22 protein-coding genes are annotated in these 20,223 nt (G+C 32.6%); 8 read left to right on the top strand and 14 right to left on the bottom strand.

What is annotated here, in order from left to right:
• Window positions 1-18: 18 nt before the first annotated feature.
• The 12 genes from Q0050_RS06705 to Q0050_RS06650 form a co-directional block, all read right to left on the bottom strand.
• Complete coding sequence (locus Q0050_RS06705; protein WP_298393554.1) at window positions 19-357, bottom strand: YtxH domain-containing protein; 339 nt, start codon at window positions 355-357, stop codon at window positions 19-21.
• Window positions 358-383: 26 nt separating this feature from the next.
• Window positions 384-1,019 carry a porin family protein gene (locus tag Q0050_RS06700; protein WP_298393552.1) on the bottom strand — a complete coding sequence of 212 codons (636 nt, stop codon included), beginning with the start codon at window positions 1,017-1,019 and terminating at the stop codon, window positions 384-386.
• A gap of 41 nt (window positions 1,020-1,060) precedes the next feature.
• Entirely contained in the window at window positions 1,061-1,213 is a 153-nt protein-coding gene (locus Q0050_RS06695) for a lmo0937 family membrane protein (protein WP_298393550.1), read from the bottom strand.
• 111 nt (window positions 1,214-1,324) lie between these two features.
• Window positions 1,325-1,807, bottom strand: a complete 483-nt coding sequence (locus Q0050_RS06690; RefSeq protein ID WP_298393548.1) for a universal stress protein — start codon at window positions 1,805-1,807, stop codon at window positions 1,325-1,327.
• A gap of 7 nt (window positions 1,808-1,814) precedes the next feature.
• Window positions 1,815-2,474, bottom strand: coding sequence for a BON domain-containing protein (locus Q0050_RS06685; protein ID WP_298393546.1), 660 nt, complete (start codon window positions 2,472-2,474; stop codon window positions 1,815-1,817).
• Between the two features lie 107 nt (window positions 2,475-2,581).
• A complete protein-coding gene (locus Q0050_RS06680; RefSeq protein WP_298393544.1) occupies window positions 2,582-4,966 on the bottom strand; it encodes a glycosyltransferase in 2,385 nt (794 codons plus the stop codon).
• A complete protein-coding gene (locus Q0050_RS06675) occupies window positions 4,956-5,990 on the bottom strand; it encodes a pesticidal protein Cry7Aa (RefSeq protein WP_298393542.1) in 1,035 nt (344 codons plus the stop codon). Before Q0050_RS06675 ends, Q0050_RS06680 begins: the two co-directional genes overlap by 11 nt.
• Before the next feature lie 117 nt (window positions 5,991-6,107).
• Window positions 6,108-6,332 carry a hypothetical protein gene (locus Q0050_RS06670; RefSeq protein ID WP_298393541.1) on the bottom strand — a complete coding sequence of 75 codons (225 nt, stop codon included), beginning with the start codon at window positions 6,330-6,332 and terminating at the stop codon, window positions 6,108-6,110.
• 176 nt (window positions 6,333-6,508) lie between these two features.
• Entirely contained in the window at window positions 6,509-7,081 is a 573-nt protein-coding gene (locus Q0050_RS06665) for an AraC family transcriptional regulator (protein WP_298393539.1), read from the bottom strand.
• A gap of 48 nt (window positions 7,082-7,129) precedes the next feature.
• Window positions 7,130-7,486 (bottom strand): cupin domain-containing protein, encoded by a 357-nt coding sequence (locus Q0050_RS06660; RefSeq protein WP_298393537.1) that lies wholly within the window; start codon window positions 7,484-7,486, stop codon window positions 7,130-7,132.
• A gap of 277 nt (window positions 7,487-7,763) precedes the next feature.
• Window positions 7,764-8,351, bottom strand: a complete 588-nt coding sequence (locus tag Q0050_RS06655) for a dual specificity protein phosphatase family protein (RefSeq protein ID WP_298393535.1) — start codon at window positions 8,349-8,351, stop codon at window positions 7,764-7,766.
• Window position 8,352: 1 nt separating this feature from the next.
• Entirely contained in the window at window positions 8,353-10,272 is a 1,920-nt protein-coding gene (locus tag Q0050_RS06650; RefSeq protein WP_298393533.1) for an LTA synthase family protein, read from the bottom strand.
• Window positions 10,273-10,379: 107 nt separating this feature from the next.
• Here Q0050_RS06650 and Q0050_RS06645 point away from each other — a divergent pair, with 107 nt between their 5' ends.
• Window positions 10,380-12,158 carry a long-chain fatty acid--CoA ligase gene (locus Q0050_RS06645; RefSeq protein WP_298393531.1) on the top strand — a complete coding sequence of 593 codons (1,779 nt, stop codon included), beginning with the start codon at window positions 10,380-10,382 and terminating at the stop codon, window positions 12,156-12,158.
• A gap of 209 nt (window positions 12,159-12,367) precedes the next feature.
• Here Q0050_RS06645 and Q0050_RS06640 read toward each other — a convergent pair whose 3' ends face one another.
• Window positions 12,368-14,254, bottom strand: a complete 1,887-nt coding sequence (locus tag Q0050_RS06640; protein WP_298393529.1) for a HAMP domain-containing sensor histidine kinase — start codon at window positions 14,252-14,254, stop codon at window positions 12,368-12,370.
• Complete coding sequence (locus Q0050_RS06635; RefSeq protein WP_298393527.1) at window positions 14,251-14,949, bottom strand: LytTR family DNA-binding domain-containing protein; 699 nt, start codon at window positions 14,947-14,949, stop codon at window positions 14,251-14,253. The genes Q0050_RS06640 and Q0050_RS06635 overlap by 4 nt, the downstream gene beginning before the upstream one ends.
• 135 nt (window positions 14,950-15,084) lie before the next feature.
• On the opposite strand from Q0050_RS06635, the gene Q0050_RS06630 reads away from it, so the two are divergent.
• The 7 genes from Q0050_RS06630 to Q0050_RS06600 all read left to right on the top strand — a co-directional run bounded on the left by Q0050_RS06630 (window position 15,085) and on the right by Q0050_RS06600 (window position 20,223).
• Window positions 15,085-15,549 carry a T9SS type A sorting domain-containing protein gene (locus Q0050_RS06630; protein WP_298393526.1) on the top strand — a complete coding sequence of 155 codons (465 nt, stop codon included), beginning with the start codon at window positions 15,085-15,087 and terminating at the stop codon, window positions 15,547-15,549.
• Window positions 15,550-15,556: 7 nt separating this feature from the next.
• Window positions 15,557-16,276 (top strand): phage tail protein, encoded by a 720-nt coding sequence (locus Q0050_RS06625; protein WP_298393524.1) that lies wholly within the window; start codon window positions 15,557-15,559, stop codon window positions 16,274-16,276.
• Window positions 16,277-16,398: 122 nt separating this feature from the next.
• Window positions 16,399-16,983, top strand: coding sequence for a DUF4082 domain-containing protein (locus Q0050_RS06620; RefSeq protein ID WP_298393522.1), 585 nt, complete (start codon window positions 16,399-16,401; stop codon window positions 16,981-16,983).
• A 27-nt stretch (window positions 16,984-17,010) separates the two neighbouring features.
• Complete coding sequence (locus tag Q0050_RS06615) at window positions 17,011-18,159, top strand: hypothetical protein (protein WP_298393520.1); 1,149 nt, start codon at window positions 17,011-17,013, stop codon at window positions 18,157-18,159.
• 4 nt (window positions 18,160-18,163) lie between these two features.
• Entirely contained in the window at window positions 18,164-18,841 is a 678-nt protein-coding gene (locus tag Q0050_RS06610) for a hypothetical protein (RefSeq protein ID WP_298393518.1), read from the top strand.
• A gap of 21 nt (window positions 18,842-18,862) precedes the next feature.
• The gene (locus Q0050_RS06605) at window positions 18,863-19,345 is read left to right on the top strand and encodes a hypothetical protein (RefSeq protein ID WP_298393517.1); all 483 of its coding nucleotides are present in this window, start codon (window positions 18,863-18,865) and stop codon (window positions 19,343-19,345) included.
• Between the two features lie 32 nt (window positions 19,346-19,377).
• A complete protein-coding gene (locus tag Q0050_RS06600; protein ID WP_298393516.1) occupies window positions 19,378-20,223 on the top strand; it encodes a DUF5829 family protein in 846 nt (281 codons plus the stop codon).

Raw genomic sequence — 20,223 nt, 5'->3', positions numbered from 1 at the left:
AGGTCATCGCAAAAAATATTATTTCGCTACGTGATCAGCATTCATGTTCAACAAAGCAGTAGCCTTATCTTTCAAACTTGAAGAAACACTTTCAAATTTTCCTTCTACTAATTCTTCTAATTCGGCAGCTTTATTCTTTAGCATCTTAGCATCTTTTGATACCATCTTTTTAAAATCTTTAGCTTCACGGCTCATCTTTTTCTTAAGATCTTTGGCCATATCTTCTGCTCCATCAGAAATCATACTTCGGGTTCTTGTTCCTTTATGAGGTGCAAATAAAACACCTAGTGTTGCACCAACTAAAGCGCCAACTACCAAAGAACCAACTATTTTTCCTGTATTATTTGAATTGTCCATTTTTAAATTATTTTAAATGTTATTGATTAAAACTTATAACCTAGTGTTCCCTGATACCACATATTTTTGTAACGTGGCGTTGTAGCATTTCCGTCGCCATCATTATCTTTTACATCCCAACCTGCTCTTACACCAATTACAAAATGATTGATATTAAAATCGGCTCCACCAGTAAGTGCTAAAATATTTTTACGCAAATTGCTGTTATCGAATTCGTCTTGTTGTGTTGCCGTTAAAGTACCTCCAGTAAAATCATCAGTTTGTTTTAACAGATAAGAGAATTGTGGTCCAAACAATATCGAAACATATTCAACGGGTTTAATAGATAGTAAAATGGGCACATCAATATAATCGGTTGTTCTAGTCATTTCGTAGCGTTGACCTAAAAACGTACCAGTTGATTTAAAACCTTTTTGAGAATATAAAACTTCAGGCTGAATTCCAAATACTTTACCTAGCGGAATTACTACAAAGGCACCGGCAGCCAATCCGAATTTTCCGTCGGCTACAAAATCTTCTCCTTCCGAATCGTAAACATTAGAGAAATTACTTCCCGCTTTTAGACCAAACGTGAATTTACCACGGTTGTCAGTTGTTGTTTGTGCTTGTAAACTTGTTGTTGCAAAGGCAACTAGTACGATCATTAGGATTGCTTTTTTCATTTTTTGTTATTTAAATTATATGCGTATTATTTATTGAAGTATTATATTTTTCTGCCATTAATGATTCGTAATAGAATAGCTAAAATGGCTAAAACTAAAAGAATATGAATCAAACCTCCTGTGTTGTAAACAAAAAAACCGAAGATCCAAGAGAGGATTAAAACCACTGCTATTAGATAAAGTAAATTATTCATAATCGTTATTTTTTTTATCAAGTTGCACTTGAATTAGTAGAGTACAAAGTTACTTGGCTAAGCAACGAAAGGTGTTACACAAGCACTACTTCCTATTACACATATACCACATTACTGATGCTTTTTCTTACTAGGAATAATAAGCAACGGAATGGAAGTTTGATTCAACACGTTTTCAGTTGTGCTGCCTATAAGAATTTGTTCCAACCACTTTTGGCTGTGCGAACCCATCACAATCAAATCGACTTTTAAGTGTTTGGCTGTTTTTAGAATGACATCGGCAAACTCACCATTTTCTATCAAGATTTTGATTTTAGAATCACCAAGATGTTTTTTAATTTTCTCTAAATAATAATTGGCCGCATCACTTAAACCTTCAGCATTCATGTATTGATAAAACGTTGCGCTATCAAAATCTCCAATACCCGTAATTGGTGACGTTAAAAAGGAAGTATAATACACTTCATTTTCAACAACGTGTAGTAAAGTAACCTCGGCGTGCATCGCTTTAGCAAATGAAAATCCAATCTCAGCAATTTTTGTTGCAGTCGGATTGTAATCTAATGCCATTAAAACTTTTTTTGTTGTATCCATTTTTTCTTTAATTTTCAAATCCTACTTCAAGATTATTTTCTACAAACCAAACACCTGGCGTGCGCCAAACAATTTTTTCTGTTTGATGCTTTTGATATAATGTACCAACTCTTCCAGAGATTGTGACCTTTTTATCTAAAACAGTAATGGTGATTTCGTTGTTATTAATTTCCCAATTAGCGGAAATTGCTTGCTCAATAGCTTTCTTTTCTATAGCATCTTTTAATTCCGTTTTAATACCGATATTATTGGTTATACCGCGAACTCCCAATAAATTACCGACAATAGCCATAGCAGTTTCTCGTTGATAATTCCATTCTAAAGTACCTTCGAGTGTCACCCAACCATTTTCGACCACTACGCCAATAGCATCGTTTGGAAGTTCCCAATTCCATTGAAACGCATTGACAATTTCGTGTGCAATCCGCAAATCGGAAACCGCATTTTTGACTCCAAATTGAACTTCCATTTTTTCAACCACAGCTTTCACTCCTAAGACGTTCTTTGCTGTTTTCTCGGCCTTAAACTTTTTAGCAAAACTATCGGTATAACCGGTTAGTGTAACAATGCCATCGTCAACCTGTACGCCTATTTCTTCGCCGCTCAATAAAGGTTCCCATTGAAGTGCCTTTTGAACTCTATTTTGTATATCGGTGTTTGTTTTCATTTTGAATTCTACTTATTATTGTTCTATAAAATTACCTCTTAAAGCAGAAAAAACACTTACAAAAAACTGGTTATTAGTTATATAAATACCATATTTGAAGGCAGTTATTAACCATTTTGATAGACTTCATCATAAAGTTGGACTTCGATTTTTGCATTTTCGATTTCTTCAAAAATCAATCGAGCCATTAAATAACTAACGGTAGATTCGGCACCTTGATTAAGATTAACATGATGTTCTTCCAATCCGTCATAACAACCGCCAGTCGTCGGATTATAAACTATTTGATGCAAATGATTTTTTCCTAAAAACCAATTGAACGCGGTTTCCATTTTTTCTAAATAAGTCGCATCATCGAACGCTTTATAGAATGTATTCAAAGCAATAATCGTATAGGTAACATCAATGGGTTGCTCTCCAAAATTGTTCACCTTCTTATCGCGATGGTGCCAACCTTGATTAGATATGACCTTAATTTGATTGTCTCTAAAAATTATTGACAATAGAAAATCAAATGTGGTTTTGGCTATTTTTCTATATAAAATATTACCTGAACTTATTGAAGCATAGAGCATCGCTTCGGGTAAAAGACTGTTAGCATAAGTCAAATAATTTTCAAACCATCGCCATTGCTGGTCAGAAACGCCTCTAAATTTAGAAACCAAATTATCAGCCAATTGCGTGATAATAACTTTAATAATCGGATTTTCTTTTTCAACATTATAAAAATAAAGCCCTTTTATAGCAAAGGCAATAGCTCTTGGAGAATGAAAACTGGAGACATTCCGCAAGGCTTTCTCTAGAGCAATTTTTGCAGCTTCAATCAATTTTTCATTAAACAGCGGTTGATAAGAACTAAATTCACCCAATGCCCAAATGGCTCTACCGTTAGAATCTTCAAGATTTTCATCTCTATTTTTAAGAAAGAAATTACCTTTACTATCAACGTAGTTTAAAAAACTTCCATCTTCTTGTTGACAAAAAATAATGAAATCAAGATAAATGGTAATGAGTTCTAAATCTTGAACGTCATTGGTAAGTGCGTAATGTTTTGATACTGCAATTAACGCACGAGCATTATCATCTAAAGTATATCCTGAGGCTAAATCGGGTTCATCAATTTGTGAAAACTGAATGATACCGTCAGTAGTAGTCATCTTTTTTATATGATCTAACGAAATTTTAGGTAACTCATATTTTAAGATAACTTTTCTTTTTGCCAAACTAGTTTTTGCCAATTCAATGTGAGCAATAGCTGCATTTTGCCAAGAAGTCGGACTTATTTTGTGTAAAGCATTAAGACGCATTTGTTTTAGTAATTCAGGATCAAAAAGCAATTTTACTGTAGCTTCTGATAACTGCTCTGAATTTTGAAAATCAAAACTCATTCCAGCGCCATCAAGCAATTCTTTGGCGTGTGGAATTGGTGTAGAAATCACCGGACAACCGCAAGCTAAAGCATAAGCTAAAGTTCCGCTAACGGCTTGATTAGGATCTTTGGAAGTGAACAAATAAATTTTTGTTCTTTGCAAATAATCCATCAACTCTGGTAAGGATAAATAACGGTTTATAAAACGAACATTATTTTGTAAACCCAATGAAATGACCTTTTCATAAAGTGATTCTCTATATTTTTCGCCTTCACGCTTAAAAACTTCTGGATGTGTTTTTCCGATAATCAAATAGATAACATTCGGAAAGCTTTCTATTATTTTGGGTAAAGCTTCGATAGCGGTTTCAATACTTTTTCCTTCACTCAATAATCCAAATGTGGAAAGTACGATTCTATCAGCCAAATGAATTTTAGAAGAAGTATTTGCCACAGTTCCTGAGGAAACTAAATGCGTTCCGTGCGGAATAACAGCAATCTTTTGTACAGCTATTCCATAATCGGTTCTTAATATCAAAGATGAAGCTGTGGTCATCACGATAACTGCATCGGAACAATCTACAATCTTCCGAACAACTTTTTTAAGTTTCGGATTAGGATTGGGCAAAACGGTGTGAAACGTTGTGGTTATGGGTCGTTTTAAATGTTTTAATAATTTTAACAAAAAGTCTCCGTGTTCTCCGCTAAACAATCCAAACTCGTGTTGCAAGAAAATCATCGCAATGTTTTTATCGGCATTGATTTTAGCTGCTAATGCTGAAAATGCCTCTTTGTCACTAGAAACTAAGGTATATTTTACCTCGTCGGGATAATTAAAATTTGATGAAGCTACATTGATGGCACACACTTTTAACGAAAAACTATGTCCGAATTTTTCTTGAATAGCATTTCTTAAATCTTGAGAATAAGTTGCAATACCACATTCTCTTGGTGGATAAGTGGTTATAAATAAAATTTCAGGCAAACTGCTTTTGTCAACGGCTACCAAGTTAGAAGTGCCTGTTTTTGGCATTTTGAAAAAATTGATACCTCTAACATTATTTAATGCCTCGTTATAAACTATCAAACTATTTTTGGAAATAGGAAAAATATTAGCTCTCATAATCAATTTTATTTAATAATAATTCTTCTAGTAATGCTTTCAAACTTACCGATGCACAAGCAATGCATTTATCAGCCGCACCATAATAAATGTATAATTCGTCATCAAATAATGCAGTTCCTGTAGGAAAAACTACATTATTTACAACACCATTAATTTCATAATCAAACTCTGGGACAAATAAAGGGTCAATCAATCGGGCAATAACTTTAGTAGGGTTATCGATATCTAACAAAGCGGCAGCTGCCGAATAAATATAGCCATCGGAAGTATCATAAACTCCGTGGTAAATTAGCAACCAACCCAACTCCGTTTCTATAGGTGGCGCACCAGCACCGATATAACCTGACTCGTGGTTTACACCAACAGGATCAAGAATAATATGTTCGTTAAAATGTAAAAAATAATGATCCCAATATTCTTTGGTTAACTCTTTTAAATCGGTAACCATCACCAACTGAATTCCGGGACGAATTCTATGCAAAAAAGCAAGCTTGCCATCGATTTTTCTCGGAAAGAACATGACATCTTTATCCCATAAATAAATTTGCTCGTTGGGTTCAAAATGCCGAACGTGTCTGAAATATTTAACATTCACCAAGTTATTACATTCGGCCAAACGTTTAAACTGGTCAAAAGTATACTTCGGAACAATAATTCCTTGTCGTTCAAATGTTTTCAAATCGGTTGAAGTCACCAAAGCGCCAAGCGCATTTATTCCGTTATAAGCCGTGTAGGTTATGTAGTAAACGCCATCAATTTTTACAATTCTTGGATCTTCAACACCTTTAGAAGCATCATCAGTAAGCGGAATTAGCAAAGGTGTATCGTTTCGCTCCACCACTGTTAATGGTCCGTCTAATTTGCAATAACCAACGGTAGAATAATTTCCATTTCTAACGGCACGATACAACATGTGCAAAGTGGTTCCTTCTTGCATCACTGCCGGATTTAACACACTATCATTTTCAAATGATAAATCGGTCTTTTCTAATACAATTCCGTGTTTATATACTTTTATCATAACCTTCTTGTTTAAGGATAAAAAAAGCGCAGCATTTTAAAACTGCGCTTATTAATGACTCTTACATGTATTCGTAGTATCTCGTAAACTCTACGTTGCCCACATAATCAAGTCAGTTTATACTGTTGTAGGTTGTACTTTTTTGATGATATTAATGACCTCTTCACGTTTTTTATGAAGGCGTAATTCTAATCGTTTTATCAAATCTTCTTCTTTACCACGTTCGAACTTTAAATCGGCATCAGTAAGTTGCGGAAATTTGTCTTTTAAATCATCTGCTTGTTGACTCCAATCACCCGAAATTTTTAGGGCTTCTGTACTTTTGTTGCTTTTTGCTTCCATAATAATTTTAATTTGATAGTTCCATTTTGATATACCAAAGGTGCAACACTTCTGTACAAAATAGCTTACACAATCCTTAATTAAAATTACACAAATCACTTGTTTACAATGATTTAAAAAATAAAACAAAAAAAACACCCAGTTACGGATGTTTAGTTGTGTGCGAATTTTGTAGGTTAAATGTTTTCTAAGTTTTCTCTTAATTTGGATTGTTTTCGTTTTTTTAAATTTTTGAAAAAAGAAGGTGAAAGTCCTGTTATTTTTTTAAACTGATTGGATAAATGCGCTACACTGCTATAATTTAAGATATAAGCAATTTCAGTTAAATTCATTTCATCATACAAAAGCAACTCTTTGGCACGTTCAATCTTGTGATTGATAATATATTGTTGAATGGTGATTCCTTTAACCTCCGAAAAAATATTAGATAAATAAGTATAATCGTGATTTAATTTTTCACTGATATAATCGGAATAATTTACTTTAGGAAGTTCATCGGTGTAGTGAACCAATTCTATAATCACATTCTTAATTCGTTCAATCAAAATCGCTTTTTTATCATCTAATAATTCTAATCCCGATTTAGCTAAATTCTGTTTCAACTGCTCGAATTGTTCTGGTGTTGTATCTTCTAATATTTCTACCATTCCCAAATCTACAATAACATAATGCAAACCTAATTTCTTCAATTCTTCTTTAACCATCATTTTACATCGAAGACTAACCATATATTTAATATATAGAATCATAACTTTTTGATTTTTTTACCAACAAATTAAGTTTTGCTAAAAATTTATTTAATCTTCATAACCACTTTTTATTACTGTCGAAATCATTTTAAACTGCACATTAGCATTAAAATGATGCTTAGAATGCGCCGGAATTATTATTCCATCGCCTAATTTTAATTTAATTTTTTTATCGTTAAGCGTTAATTCGGCAACGCCATCAATAATTTGGATGTAAGAGTCAAAGGGAGAAATTTTTTCATCCAATTCCTCACCTGCATCAAAGGAAGAGACGGTTACGTTACCTGTGGTTTTCTTGATAATAGTTTTACTTACAATAGCATTAGGCATGTACTCAATAATTTCTACTACAATATGAGTTTTGCCTTTTTCTAGTTCTAAAGTCTCATTGATTTTTTTCATCATTTTCTTCTGAATAATTATTTTGTTGTTCTTTTATAAAATTATTATCCTAAGCAAAGTTGACGTTATTTGTAATTAAAAACGTTACATTTTAAAAGTGTTGAATTGTAAAAATCACACTACATAATTTTGTAAAACAATATTTTTACATAAAAATCACTTAATCAATAATTTATCTAAAGGTAGTTTAAATAAAAGGAAAAGAAACGATGTTTACAAGATTAAACAAAATATAAATTTATAAACAAAAAAAAGCGACTCTTTCGAATCGCTTTTTACTTTATTTATTTTCGTCAGCCTTTTGTTTTCGGCTCTTGTAGGCTTTTAGAAACTCTCCTTTGGGTTTTCCATCATCAAAAGAACTAAAGAGTACTGGAAAAGCAGCTTTACTCCTTGCCTCTTCGTTAGTGAAACCTTCATACTCGATTCTGTAAATGGCAGAATACATTTGCGCACGACCAATTCCGTGGTAGCAATGAATTAAAACAGGATAATTGTCTTGATTGTCCATTATTTTGAAAAAAGAATCTAAATTCTCTTGTTTCGGAACTTGATCCGATCCGTTATTAAAATAATTTACACCTGGAATTTTTTCAACGGCTACTTTTTCTGCTCGCAATTCTTCCGGAACTTCAGGATTGTTCACATCATCTCCTGTACCGGGAAAGCGCAAGTCTACAATAGATTTGATTTTGTATTTTTTTACATAATCAGCAATTTCATCTGGAGGAATAACGCCACTTTTATAGACTTTACCTTCAGTAATTTCCATAAAATTATGGTTGATATGTCGGTCGTAAACATACTTTCCGCTGGCAATCAAAACCACAAAAACCAAGGCAATAACTATCTTTTTTTTAGTACTCATCTTATTTATCTAATTTTTTATCTATAATGCGCTGCATGTAATCTTGCAAGAAAGCTTTGCATCGCGCTTCTAATAAATTCATCTCAGCATTGCGCTTCTTAATCAAGTTGTATTTTAAATCTTTATCGTTTTTATTGTAAAAACCAACCGCTTTTTCGCCATCAAAGGTACAAATATAATTACCACTCATCATTTGATAATGATCAGAAGAATAACGCATCACGAAAGGTGGCACCTTTTTCTCGCTTATCAAACTTCTACCCCAACTTCTAAAAGGCTTGTCGTAACCCATCATATCTAGCAATGTCGGATAAATGTCAATTTGTTGCGCCCAATCATTATTTACGCCCACATATTTTTTATTTGGTGAAAAGAACAAGATAGGAACCGTATGAAAATTTTGATCTTTTAAGTAGTCTTCATAATAAATCAAATTATCGTGGTCGGCAACCAAAACAAAAATAGTGTTTTCATACCATTTTTCTTTTTTAGCGGCATTAAAAAATTGCTTTAAAGCATAATCAGTATAGCCAATACATTGGTGAATGGGATTATCGCCTTTCGGAAATTTCCCTTTATATTTATCTGGAACGATATAAGGTTCGTGTGAAGAAACCGAAAATAAAGTAGCCATAAAAGGTTGTTGCTTCTTGGAAATGGTTTTGTTAAAGTACTGCATAAAAGGTTCGTCCCAAATGCCCCAAACGCCATCAAAATCGGCATCGTTGTTATATTCGTTCTTACCATAATAATGGTCATATCCTAAAATATTTCCAAATCCTAAAAATCCCATCGAACCGTTTGGTGCGCCGTGAAAAAACGAAGTATCATAACCTTCTCCTTTCAAAACAGATACTAAAGATTCTATTTTCTGCTTCGGATAAGGTGACGATGTAAAAGCATCTTTAAAAGAAGGTATTCCTGCAATTACAGATGACATTCCGTGAATAGATTTATAACCATTTGCATAACCATTAGTATAAATCATACTGTGTTGTGCCAATGAATCTACAAACGGAGAATACCCTTTGTAATTCGGGATATTCATCTCTTTATTGAATGCGCTAATGTATTCTTTGGCATAACTTTCTAAAATCAATATTACCACATTAGGCTTGGTTTTCGGATTGTTTTTATACTGTTTTACTGGTACGATTAAGGAATCAATAGTGGCTTGGTCTACCAAATTTACTTTCTTAAACGTATTGGTATTCCACGTTCTAATGATGGCAAACGGCGTATTTAAAACAAAATCGGCTTGAGAAGCATCGGTAACAAACCTGCTAGCGTCAAGCAAATTAATTGGTCGCGTACTTTTTTTGAAATCACCTCTAATACCGCCAATACACAAAGTAGCGATAAGCAGAAAACTGACAACTGAGGCTAAAAAATATTTTACTGAAAAAGTAGTTTCTTGTGGTTTAAATGCTACTTTTTTGTACAAATAAACCCATAAATAGGCTAAACCAAAAAACAGAACAAAAACGTGCCAATAATTAATAACAAAATTGAACAACAAGGAAGCTTTATTACTTTCGTTTTGTAAAGTATCTAAAGACGCTCGTGTACTTCTATTGAAGGTATATTTATAGTAAATAAAATCTATAAAATTAGCCGCATAAAAAATCAAATTGATAGTAAAATAAAGGTAGAATAGCACCTTTTGAAAAGTCGTTCTAGTATTGATAACCAAAGGCAAAATCGATAATAGTATAAAAAGCGAATTGGCATAAATAATAGTGGTAGTATCAAAGGCTAAAGCGTGATAACTCAATTTTATAAAATCAAAAAAGGAATCAATTTTTATTAAATTTTTATTGTAAAAAAAGAATAAAACTCGTGCAATGGTATAAAACAAATAAGCCAAACCTATTCTGTAAAACAGCACTTTATATTCGTTTAATCTAGGAAATCTATTCATGAAGAGAAAAGTAGAATTTTGGCAAAATTACTAAATTGGAAAAGGATATTTAAAAATAAATTGTTAATGTGTAATTTATTAATTAATTTGCATCAAATTTAACTCCAATGATACCAATTACGCGTCTTTTTGATTTTCCATACTATCAATTAGAAAAAAATAATGTTCCTGATTGCCTTGTTACAAAATACAATGGCGTTTGGGTAAAAACCTCTACCCAAGAGTATGTTGATAAGGCTAATGCAATTTCTCGTGCTTTACTGCGAATGGGTATTGAAAAAAACGATAAAGTGGCCATTATTTCTTCTGCAAATCGAACAGAATGGAATATTATGGATATCGGCGTACTGCAAACAGGTGCGCAAACCGTGCCAATTTATCCAACAATATCAGCAGAAGATTATGAATATATTTTAAACCATTCGGAAGCTACTTATTGCTTTGTTTCGGATTTTGTGGTTTTAGAAAAATTGAAAACCATTCAAAAAAACCTTCCGCTTTTAAAAGAAATTTACTCTTTTGATGACATCAATAATTGCAAAAATTGGACGGAAGTTTTGGCTTTAGGTGAAGATCAATCCAATCAAGATGTAGTTGAAGATAGAAAAAACAATGTCTCACCTGCAGATATGGCGACCATAATTTACACTTCTGGAACCACAGGAAAACCTAAAGGTGTAATGCTTTCGCACAATAATATTGTTTCTAATGTTTTAGACAGTTCGCCTCGAATTCCATTTGAAGAAGGAACAAGTCGCGCACTAAGCTTCTTACCTATTTGTCATATTTTTGAACGAGTTATCTTATACATTTATCAATACTACTCGGTAGCAATTTATTTCGCTGAATCGATCGATAAACTTTCTGATAACATTAAAGAAGTTAAACCTACTGTATTCTCTGTAGTGCCAAGATTATTAGAAAAAGTATACGATAAAATTTATGCCAAAGGAACAGAATTAACCGGAATTAAAAAGAAATTATTCTTTTGGGCAATTGATTTAGGACTAAAATACGAACCTTATGGCGCAAACGGATTTTGGTATGAAACCCAACTCAAAATCGCGAGAAAACTTATTTTTAGCAAATGGCAAGAAGGTTTGGGCGGTAATTTGACCGTAATGGTTTCAGGAAGTGCTGCCTTACAACCAAGATTGACAAGAATTTTTGCAGCAGCAGGAATGCCCGTTATGGAAGGTTACGGTTTAACCGAAACTTCACCTGTGATTTCGGTAAACGATATGAGAAATGGCGGATTTAAGGTAGGATGCGTTGGAAAAGTCATCAATAAAGTAGAAGTAAAAATTGCAGAGGATGGCGAAATCCTTTGCAAAGGACCAAACGTAATGATGGGTTACTACAAAGACCAACAATTGACCGATGAAGTAATTAAAGACGGCTTCTTTCATACTGGAGACATTGGCGAAATCGATGCACAAGGCTTCTTGAAAATCACCGATAGAAAAAAGGAAATGTTCAAAACTTCGGGAGGAAAATACATTGCTCCTCAATTAATTGAAAATGCGATGAAACAATCGCTCTTTATCGAACAAATAATGGTAATTGGAGATGGCGAAAAAATGCCAGCAGCCTTCATTCAACCAAGTTTTGATTTTGTTAGAGAATGGGCAAAACGCCACCACGTAGATATTGGTGACCTAAACGAAGAAATTGCGTCACACCCAAAAGTAATTGCCCGAATTCAAGAGGAAGTAAACGAAATCAACAAAAAATTTGGAAATTGGGAAATGATAAAACGCTTTGAATTAACACCAAATATTTGGAGCATTGATGGCGGCGAACTAACACCAACTTTAAAACTTAAACGTAAAATAGTAAGAGAAAAATACAAAGATCTTTACGATAAGATATACAAAAATGAATAACAATCAAAACACCTTTAACGAGGTGTTTTTTTTATTAAAACCAATAGCTATTTCCCTTAAAAAAAATAGTAAGTGATATCAAACCGCAAGAAGTAATGGGAAAAATATAAAATTTGTGAAAAAAAAATAATTCAAATCTTTACTTAAAACAAACAGTAGTTGCAAAGAAAAATTTCTCTAAAATCATAGGAAAAAAAGGCGATAACAGTTTATTTTTTGGGTAAAAAAAGTTCAAATGTAGTTCCTTGATTCACAACACTAGTGACTTTTATTTCACAATCAATTGCCTTTGCTAAATCACGAATTAAATGCAAACCCAAGCCAGTTTTGATTCCGACTACTTCTTTATCATCATACAAGGCTTTAAACTGTTCTTTGCTTGCGCCAGGACCATTATCGGTGATTGACATGAAGGAATTTCCGTTTTCTTGCCACGCTTTCCAAATGATTTTCGGATTTTCAGTGTTAGTAAAAACATTTATAGCATTACTAGTCAAATTTCGTACAATAGTTTTCAAATAATTTTCATCGGTAAAAACACTTATGTTGTTGTAGTTTTCATATTCAAAAGCAATCTTTTGATATCCTGAAAATACTTTTTTGGTATCTTCAAATAGCTGATTTATAAAAACTTCTTGGGGTTGTGGTTTAAAATTCTCCATCTGTCCTTTACTCCACAACAAAATATCTTCCATCGAGGAAAGCAAATCTTCTGCGCCCGAAATAGTTTTGTTTTGCATTCGGTTTTTAGTTTCTTCATCCAACAACTCCGGACTGTCTTTTTGCAAATGAAGAAAATGAATTAGGTTAGCAACCGGACTTCTTAAATCGTGATTTAAAATACTAAAAAAACGCGTTTTAGTTTTGTTAGCTTGGTCGAGTTCGGCATTCAAAAGTTGCAATTTTTCGTTTGTTTTTTTACGATTACGACTTTGATAAAACAGTAAACCTCCAATAATGGCTAATAACCCAATTCCGAAAAGGTAAAACCATTTTTGTTTTTTTTCTTGCTCAATTATTCTTTGGTTAAGCTGAATCTCTTTATCCTTCTCTCCAATTTTAAAAGATGATTCTACATTCAAAATCTTATTTTTAGTATCAATTGAATTTAAAGAATCATATAAAATCACACATTCTTTAAAATAATCATTAGCATTTTTATACTCTTTTTTCGATTCATAAACATAGCTTAAGCACTCTAAAGAGTACTGCAAGTTTTTTCCTCGATGCTTAATTTTTTTGCAATTATTTACTTGTTCTAAAAGTAATTTTTCAGCTTTATTTAACGCTTCGTCTTTTGAAATTTGATTTTCTTTCTGCAACTTCTCATCATCGGCAATTGCTCTATAAAAATTTGCTATCGAAATACTGTTTGATATAGCTAGCAAACTATTAGGTTGATATTGATCCCATAAGGCTTTGGATTTTAAATAATAGTCCATTTTTCTGTTGGAATCTTTCAACAAATCGCCATAATTGGTATAAGTTATTGCCAACTGTTCAAAATCTTTTTCTTTTTTTGAAAATTCAATACTCTTTTCAAGTGCGTCAAAAGCTTTTATACTATCTTTTTTACTAAAATAAATATCACTTTTTATTGACCAAATTCTATCTAAATCCGAATTATCTTTGGTTTTATGAGCTACTTCCATTGCCTTTTCAGCATAAAAAAAAGCTTTTTCATAATTATTTTGACTCGAAAAAACACCTTCCATATTAAGTAATAAATCGATGTTTTGTGGTAATACTTTATAAGCTTTAATGTAATAATCCATTGCTTTTTTATGATCACCAATAAAGAAGTATTCTGCACCAATATTTATATCACACAAGGCTTTATTTTTTTCTTTTTCTTTTATTGATAAATTTGAATCACTGTCAAATAAATCACGAGCAATTTGTTGGTATTCTATAGCCTTATAATATTGACTATTATTTTTATAGTAAGATCCGATTTTCTTTGCAGTGGCGGCTTTTTCACTATCTTTTTGAACAGAGAATTTTTGCATCAAAGAATCCAACTTTTTATCAGATTCCATTTGTGAATAGCCTAAAAAATGTATAGAAATAAGAAATAAAAAAATCAATTTTCTCATAAACTCAAATTCTCTTTATAACTTCTACCAATAGGAATAAGCGTTCCGTTATGAAGTAAAAGTTCGTTTGTCATTTTCTTTTCGATGTATTGTTTTTGAACGGCAAAGCTTCTGTGTATTCGAATAAACGATTGAAAATGAGATTCTTTCAAAAGATTTCCAATACTAGTCAAGACGCAATGTCTTTTAGTAGAAGTAACAATTTTAGTATAATCTTTCAACGCTTCGAGATATAAAATATCGTGTAATTTTACTTTGGTTTCGGTATGGCCTTCTTTGATATAAATCACATCGCCACCAATAGTTGATTCAAATAATTGCGCCTTGTGCTTCAACTCCATATAATCTTCGATCTTACCCATCGTGTGAGTAAATCGATCCATTTTAATGGGTTTTACTATAAAATCTAACGTATCCAATTCAAAACTTTCAACGGCGTGTTCTGGATGTGCCGTGATATAAATACAAACCGGAACTTCCATTGCTTTTTTTCGAAAATCCAATCCGTTTAACGATGGCATATCGATGTCTAAAAAAAGAACATCAATTTTCTCTTTTTCTAACAAAGGAAAGGCATCCTCTGCATTTTCAAAAATACCAACAATCTTTAAGTTCGAAAACCTTTTGGCATAAGAAACAACCGTCAATCGGTCAATCTCGTCGTCATCGATAATTATACAATTAAAAGGAATCATTTCGATCAAAAGTTTATCAAATATATAAATATTTTAATACAAATGTTGTCTGTCTATTTAAAATGTTGTTGGTCTATTTGTGGTTTTGCAACACCAAAATATGGAGAATATTTGCACAAATAAAAATCTTCTACTATGAAAAAAATGATCTTCTTTTTACTTTTTAGTTGTAATTATCTCATTGGTCAACAATCTATTAACTCTTCGGGCGGAAACGGAATTGGTATAGGCGGAAGTTTTAGTTGCTCTTTGGGTCAAACCGATTACGTTGCTGTTACCGGAACCAATGGTAAGGTTTCGCAAGGCGTTCAACAACCGTTTGAATTTTTTGTTCTTGATGTAAATCAGCTTCCAGAAATTTCTTTGGAATGGCGTATTTATCCAAATCCGACAACCGATATAGTATTCATAAAAAATGATAATGATGATGTTATAATCAACTACCAATTAATTGATGTAACAGGAAAACTGATAGCTACTTCCACCAATAAAAAGCAATCAAATGAAATTAACTTGACTTCGCTAGAAAAAGGAAATTACATACTAGTGATTCAAACCAAAAGCAATTTAACCAAAACTTTTAAAATCATTAAAAAATAATAAGATCATGAAAACAAAAACACAAAACGTTATCACAAAATTATTTTCTCTAGTTACCTTCTGCTTTTTACTGAGCGCCAATGCACAAGCTCCAAATAAATTTAGTTTTCAAGCTGTAGTTAGAAATACAAGCAATCAACTTATCGTCAACCAACAAGTAGGCGTTAGAATTTCGTTATTATCGGTAGTTATGGGCACTGAAAATACAGAATATGTAGAAACGCACACCATCCTAACTAACGCTAACGGACTATTATCGTTAAAAGTTGGCGATGGTACTTTAGTTTCAGGCGAATTCACTACAGCTATGAGTTCTAATGCAAGTAGCAAAAAAATAAAATGCGAAATTGATCCTACAGGCGGCACAAATTATACTATAATATCTAACGAACAAATGCTTAGCGTGCCTTATGCGCTACAATCCAATAAAGCAAGTACTGCCAGTTTTGCTGAAAATGTTGATGGTGTTGGTATAAAATATTACATCTTAGTAAATGGAATTTATCCAAGTAATAATGTAATTGGCGCTGATACTGTTGGAGCAATCGTAGCACATGTTGGTAATTTTCCAAATGCTAATGCCGGATTTTTGCCCTGCGATGGTAGATCAATGAGTATTGCTAATAATCAAGCACTATTTACCATTATAGGAACAACTTATGGAGGCAACGGAATTACAAACTTTAATCTTCCCAATCTAAACGGTAAAGTTTTAAAAGGATATTAATTTTTTAATTTTCTAAAAAACAAACTGTTATCTGTCTATTCAAACAGCCGTTCGTCTATTAATGGTTTTTTGCCTTTACATTATAATATACTTTTGAACATAATCTTTAAAAAACAAACCACATGAAAACAACTAAAAAACTTGTACTTTTTATCGCTTTAATTGCTTTAACATTATCATCGTGTTCAAAAGACGATGACACAACACCTGTAACTTTTCAAGAGGAAAATCCGTTGACAGGATTCTTACAATCTTCGGGCTTTAACTTTTATAAAAATATTGCATCAAATATAGGCGGAGAAGCTGAAATGGGATTTAGTTTTATTCCAAAAGTAAACGGTACCATCAACGCACTTGTTAATAAAACACACGTTCCAAATTCAAATTTAAAAGTTACTATTTGGGATAAAGTTACAGGCTTGGCAATTGCTACAAACTTTGTAAATATTGTAAATCCTGGTGTAGAATTGGTAACTAACATTTCACCTGTAAGCCTGCAAAAAAATAAAGAATACATAATTTCTGTAAAAACACAATTCTATTATATCTACGAAAAACAAAATGCTGCAAATCAAGTTTATCCAGTAGAATCAGGTAATATAGCAATAACAGGTTCTTTGGATGGAAATGCAAATCAATTACCAAATTTAGCAATATCAAATTCTTTTACAGGAGATTACAGCTTCATTTTTAAACAATCAGAGTAATTTTTTAACTCAAACGATATTCAAATTATGAAAAATATCTTATTAGCATTAACCTTAACTGGCAGTGTTCTACTGCATGCGCAAAGCGGAAAATCGAAGTCGAAAGTACAAGACATCAGAAACATCATCATCGAAAAAGCCAATCAGTTAAATTTAAGACCAACAACACCAAGTTATGAAATAAACTACCAAGAACTTTCTAATGAAGTGAACGGAAATTTTGCTTACTACATTAGCTTTACTAACGGTACAGCAGCAATTTATTGCAAGTCAACTACTGATAAAGCTTATGCCGTTTGGGGCGACATTTACAAAGAATACAATGCTTTACTCTTAGGTGAACCAGCAAAAACGGCAAGAGGCACAGGTTTAGTCAACCAAAAATTTTTCTTAGGCGCTCCTATTACAGACGAATTTAAAACACCTAAAAAAAATGGTGCAGGTCAACATTTTGAAGGAGGAAGTATTTATTGGAGTCCAGCTACAGGAGCACACGAAGTACACGGCGCAATTAGAGACAAGTGGAAAGCATTAGGATGGGAAAATTCTTTTCTTGGATTTCCTAAAACCAACGAAATGACAACTCCTGACGGCTATGGTAGATTCAATTTTTTTGAAGGTGGTGCTATTTATTTCCATCCCAATTTAGGAACTTTTGCTCTTCCAAATATGGTGATTGAAACTTGGAAAAAAGAAGGTTGGGAAAAAGGCAAATTAGGTTATCCAATTAGTGATGAAATAATAAAAAATAACAATTCGGTTCAAATGTTCGAATTTGGCGCCATTATCTCATCAAATGCTAGTAAATATCAAGTGATTTTTAATTCTTTTAGAGCCAACTACGGACTTTATACAAAGTGGAAAGATATTGGCGGATTGGATGCCAACATTGGATATTTGGTACTTGGCAATAAAAATTATCCGAAACTGTTTAAATATCATTTTGCCGAATTTTTAAAAGGATTTATCTATGAAAATCCAAATGTAAATAGTGCATTTGTTATAAGAAAAGGTCCGATTTTCGATTATTATGCCAAAAAAGGCTGGGAAACAGGCTCATTAGGTTTGCCAATTGCTGACGAAGCAACGGCATCTGATGGAACAATTTACCAAAATTTTGAAAGAGGAACCATTTTCTATACTAAAGCTTTAGGTGCATTTGAAGCTAAAAAATAATCTTATGAAAAATATACAAATTGGAATACTAGTAATTTTTTTAGCACTTGCTCCAAAAAGCTGGTCACAAATCAAGGCTATTGAAAATGTACCACCAAAAGAAAAAATAATTAGTACTAATAGCTTTTCTGATAGCAAACTAAAGGAAAGTGTAACTGTTCTTGTACACCTTCCAAAAAGTTTATTTTCACAAAGTCAGATTATTAGTCTGTTAAATGCAAACAATCACTTATTTGAAATTAGTGCACAAAGTATTATTCAAAAAAAAGATTGTAACGAAAGCGTGCTAAAAAACAAAAGTCTATCCGATTGTTGGATACGAAGTACAAGTACTAATCCTATAAGCGTTTTAGCGCAAAATTATATCTTATTAACCGACAATAATCCGGAATATTACCTACTTCAAGCCACAGTTAGCTATCCAAATTTAGCACCCAAAACAGCACTAATTTCCGTGTTTGTTGAAAGTAAATTTCTACAAAGTGTAAAATCAGGAACTTGGAATATTTCGACCCAAACGCTATGTGATTTTCAAATACCAATGAACCGTTGGAGCGAATTTGTATTCCAACCCAATGCAGGCACAAGAGGTTTTGCCATCAGAGGTTTTTCGGGTTCAAACAGTATTTGCTCACTTCCAAAAAAAACAGATACGGTCGCCTTTTGGATAACCAATAATTAAACTAACATAAAAATAATCATTATGAAAAAAATACTTTTAATAACGACGCTGTTCTTCACAATACTCGGATTTTCTCAAACATCGGGCAATGCAAAAGCTGATGAGTTAATCAAACAAATACAGCAACAACAAAACAGCAAATCCTCTATATCGTTTACCTTTAATAAAAAAACATACAAAGACAAAGCTTCTTTTTTAGACACAGACAAAAAAACATTTTCGATCGGCACGAGTTTGTTAAGCGAAAAAATTATGACCACTCAAATTAATTTAATCGTTGATAAAAAGAAAACTGGCACCTATGCAATTGTAGCAGGAAACAAAAACGGTTCTGTAGTGGTAATCAGTGGAAAATATTATCAATTTGTTGGTACGGTAAAACTTGTTGTTACAGGAAAAAAAGTAGCAGGCACTTTTGCTGGAGAACTTTATGAAATAAAAAAAGGAAAAGGAAGACCAGACGCAAAATCAAGTGGTCCGATTTCCGGAAGTTTTGCAGAATAATAGTATCTTAGCCTATTGAAAATTAATTTCTTATGAAGCTAATAGTAGTTTTATGTTGCTGTTTCACGATGACATTGGCGCAACAAAAAGTCAAAACCGACTGCAATACCATTTATCTATGTATTGACAGTACAGCTTACAATGCGATTGTTTCAAATTCATTAATTAAAAACAAACTCTTTGTTTGCAGAGCCAACGCCACAAAAACAGACACCGACGCCTATGAAGCAAACTACCTCATCGGAAAGTCCGCTACAATAGAATTTCTTCAACCTCAAAAAGGCAGCACTATTGGAGATCACATTGGAGATTTTGGCATCGAATTCAAAACTAGACAATTGGGTAACTTGACAACGATTTTAAAGCAATCGAAGAAGCACAGTTTTGAAGCAGATACTATCACAAACAAATTAATTACTGCAGATACGATTGTGCCTTGGTACAAAGAACTGGCATTTAAAGAAAACAATTTTGAATTAAGTTTATTAGAATACCAATCCGAATATTTGAATTATTTAGGATTTTCGCCAGAACAAATTACGCAAGAAATGACTTATGAAGCATACAATGCACATCGTTCTGGTGGTCAAAAATATCCCAGACAGTTCAATAAAATTTTATCAGTAACTATCGAATTGAATTCAAAAGAATTAAAATCTTTAAAGAAATTCTGTTTACTTAATCAAATGACAAAAAGTAAAAATTCATTTCAAAATAAAGAGTTCAAAATAGTATACCAATTATCAGATGTTAAAACAAGATTAAGAGAAATTGCTATAGAATTTTTGGAACCACAATCTAATGAAAGTATACAACTCACTGATAGTTTAACCCTTGAAATCGCTGGAACAACCGGACGTTTCATTTTTAACCAATAA

This window comes from Flavobacterium sp. (assembly GCF_027483985.1).
In the GTDB taxonomy this organism is placed as follows: Bacteria; Bacteroidota; Bacteroidia; order Flavobacteriales; family Flavobacteriaceae; genus Flavobacterium.
This window is presented reverse-complemented; position numbering and strand designations above follow the sequence as displayed.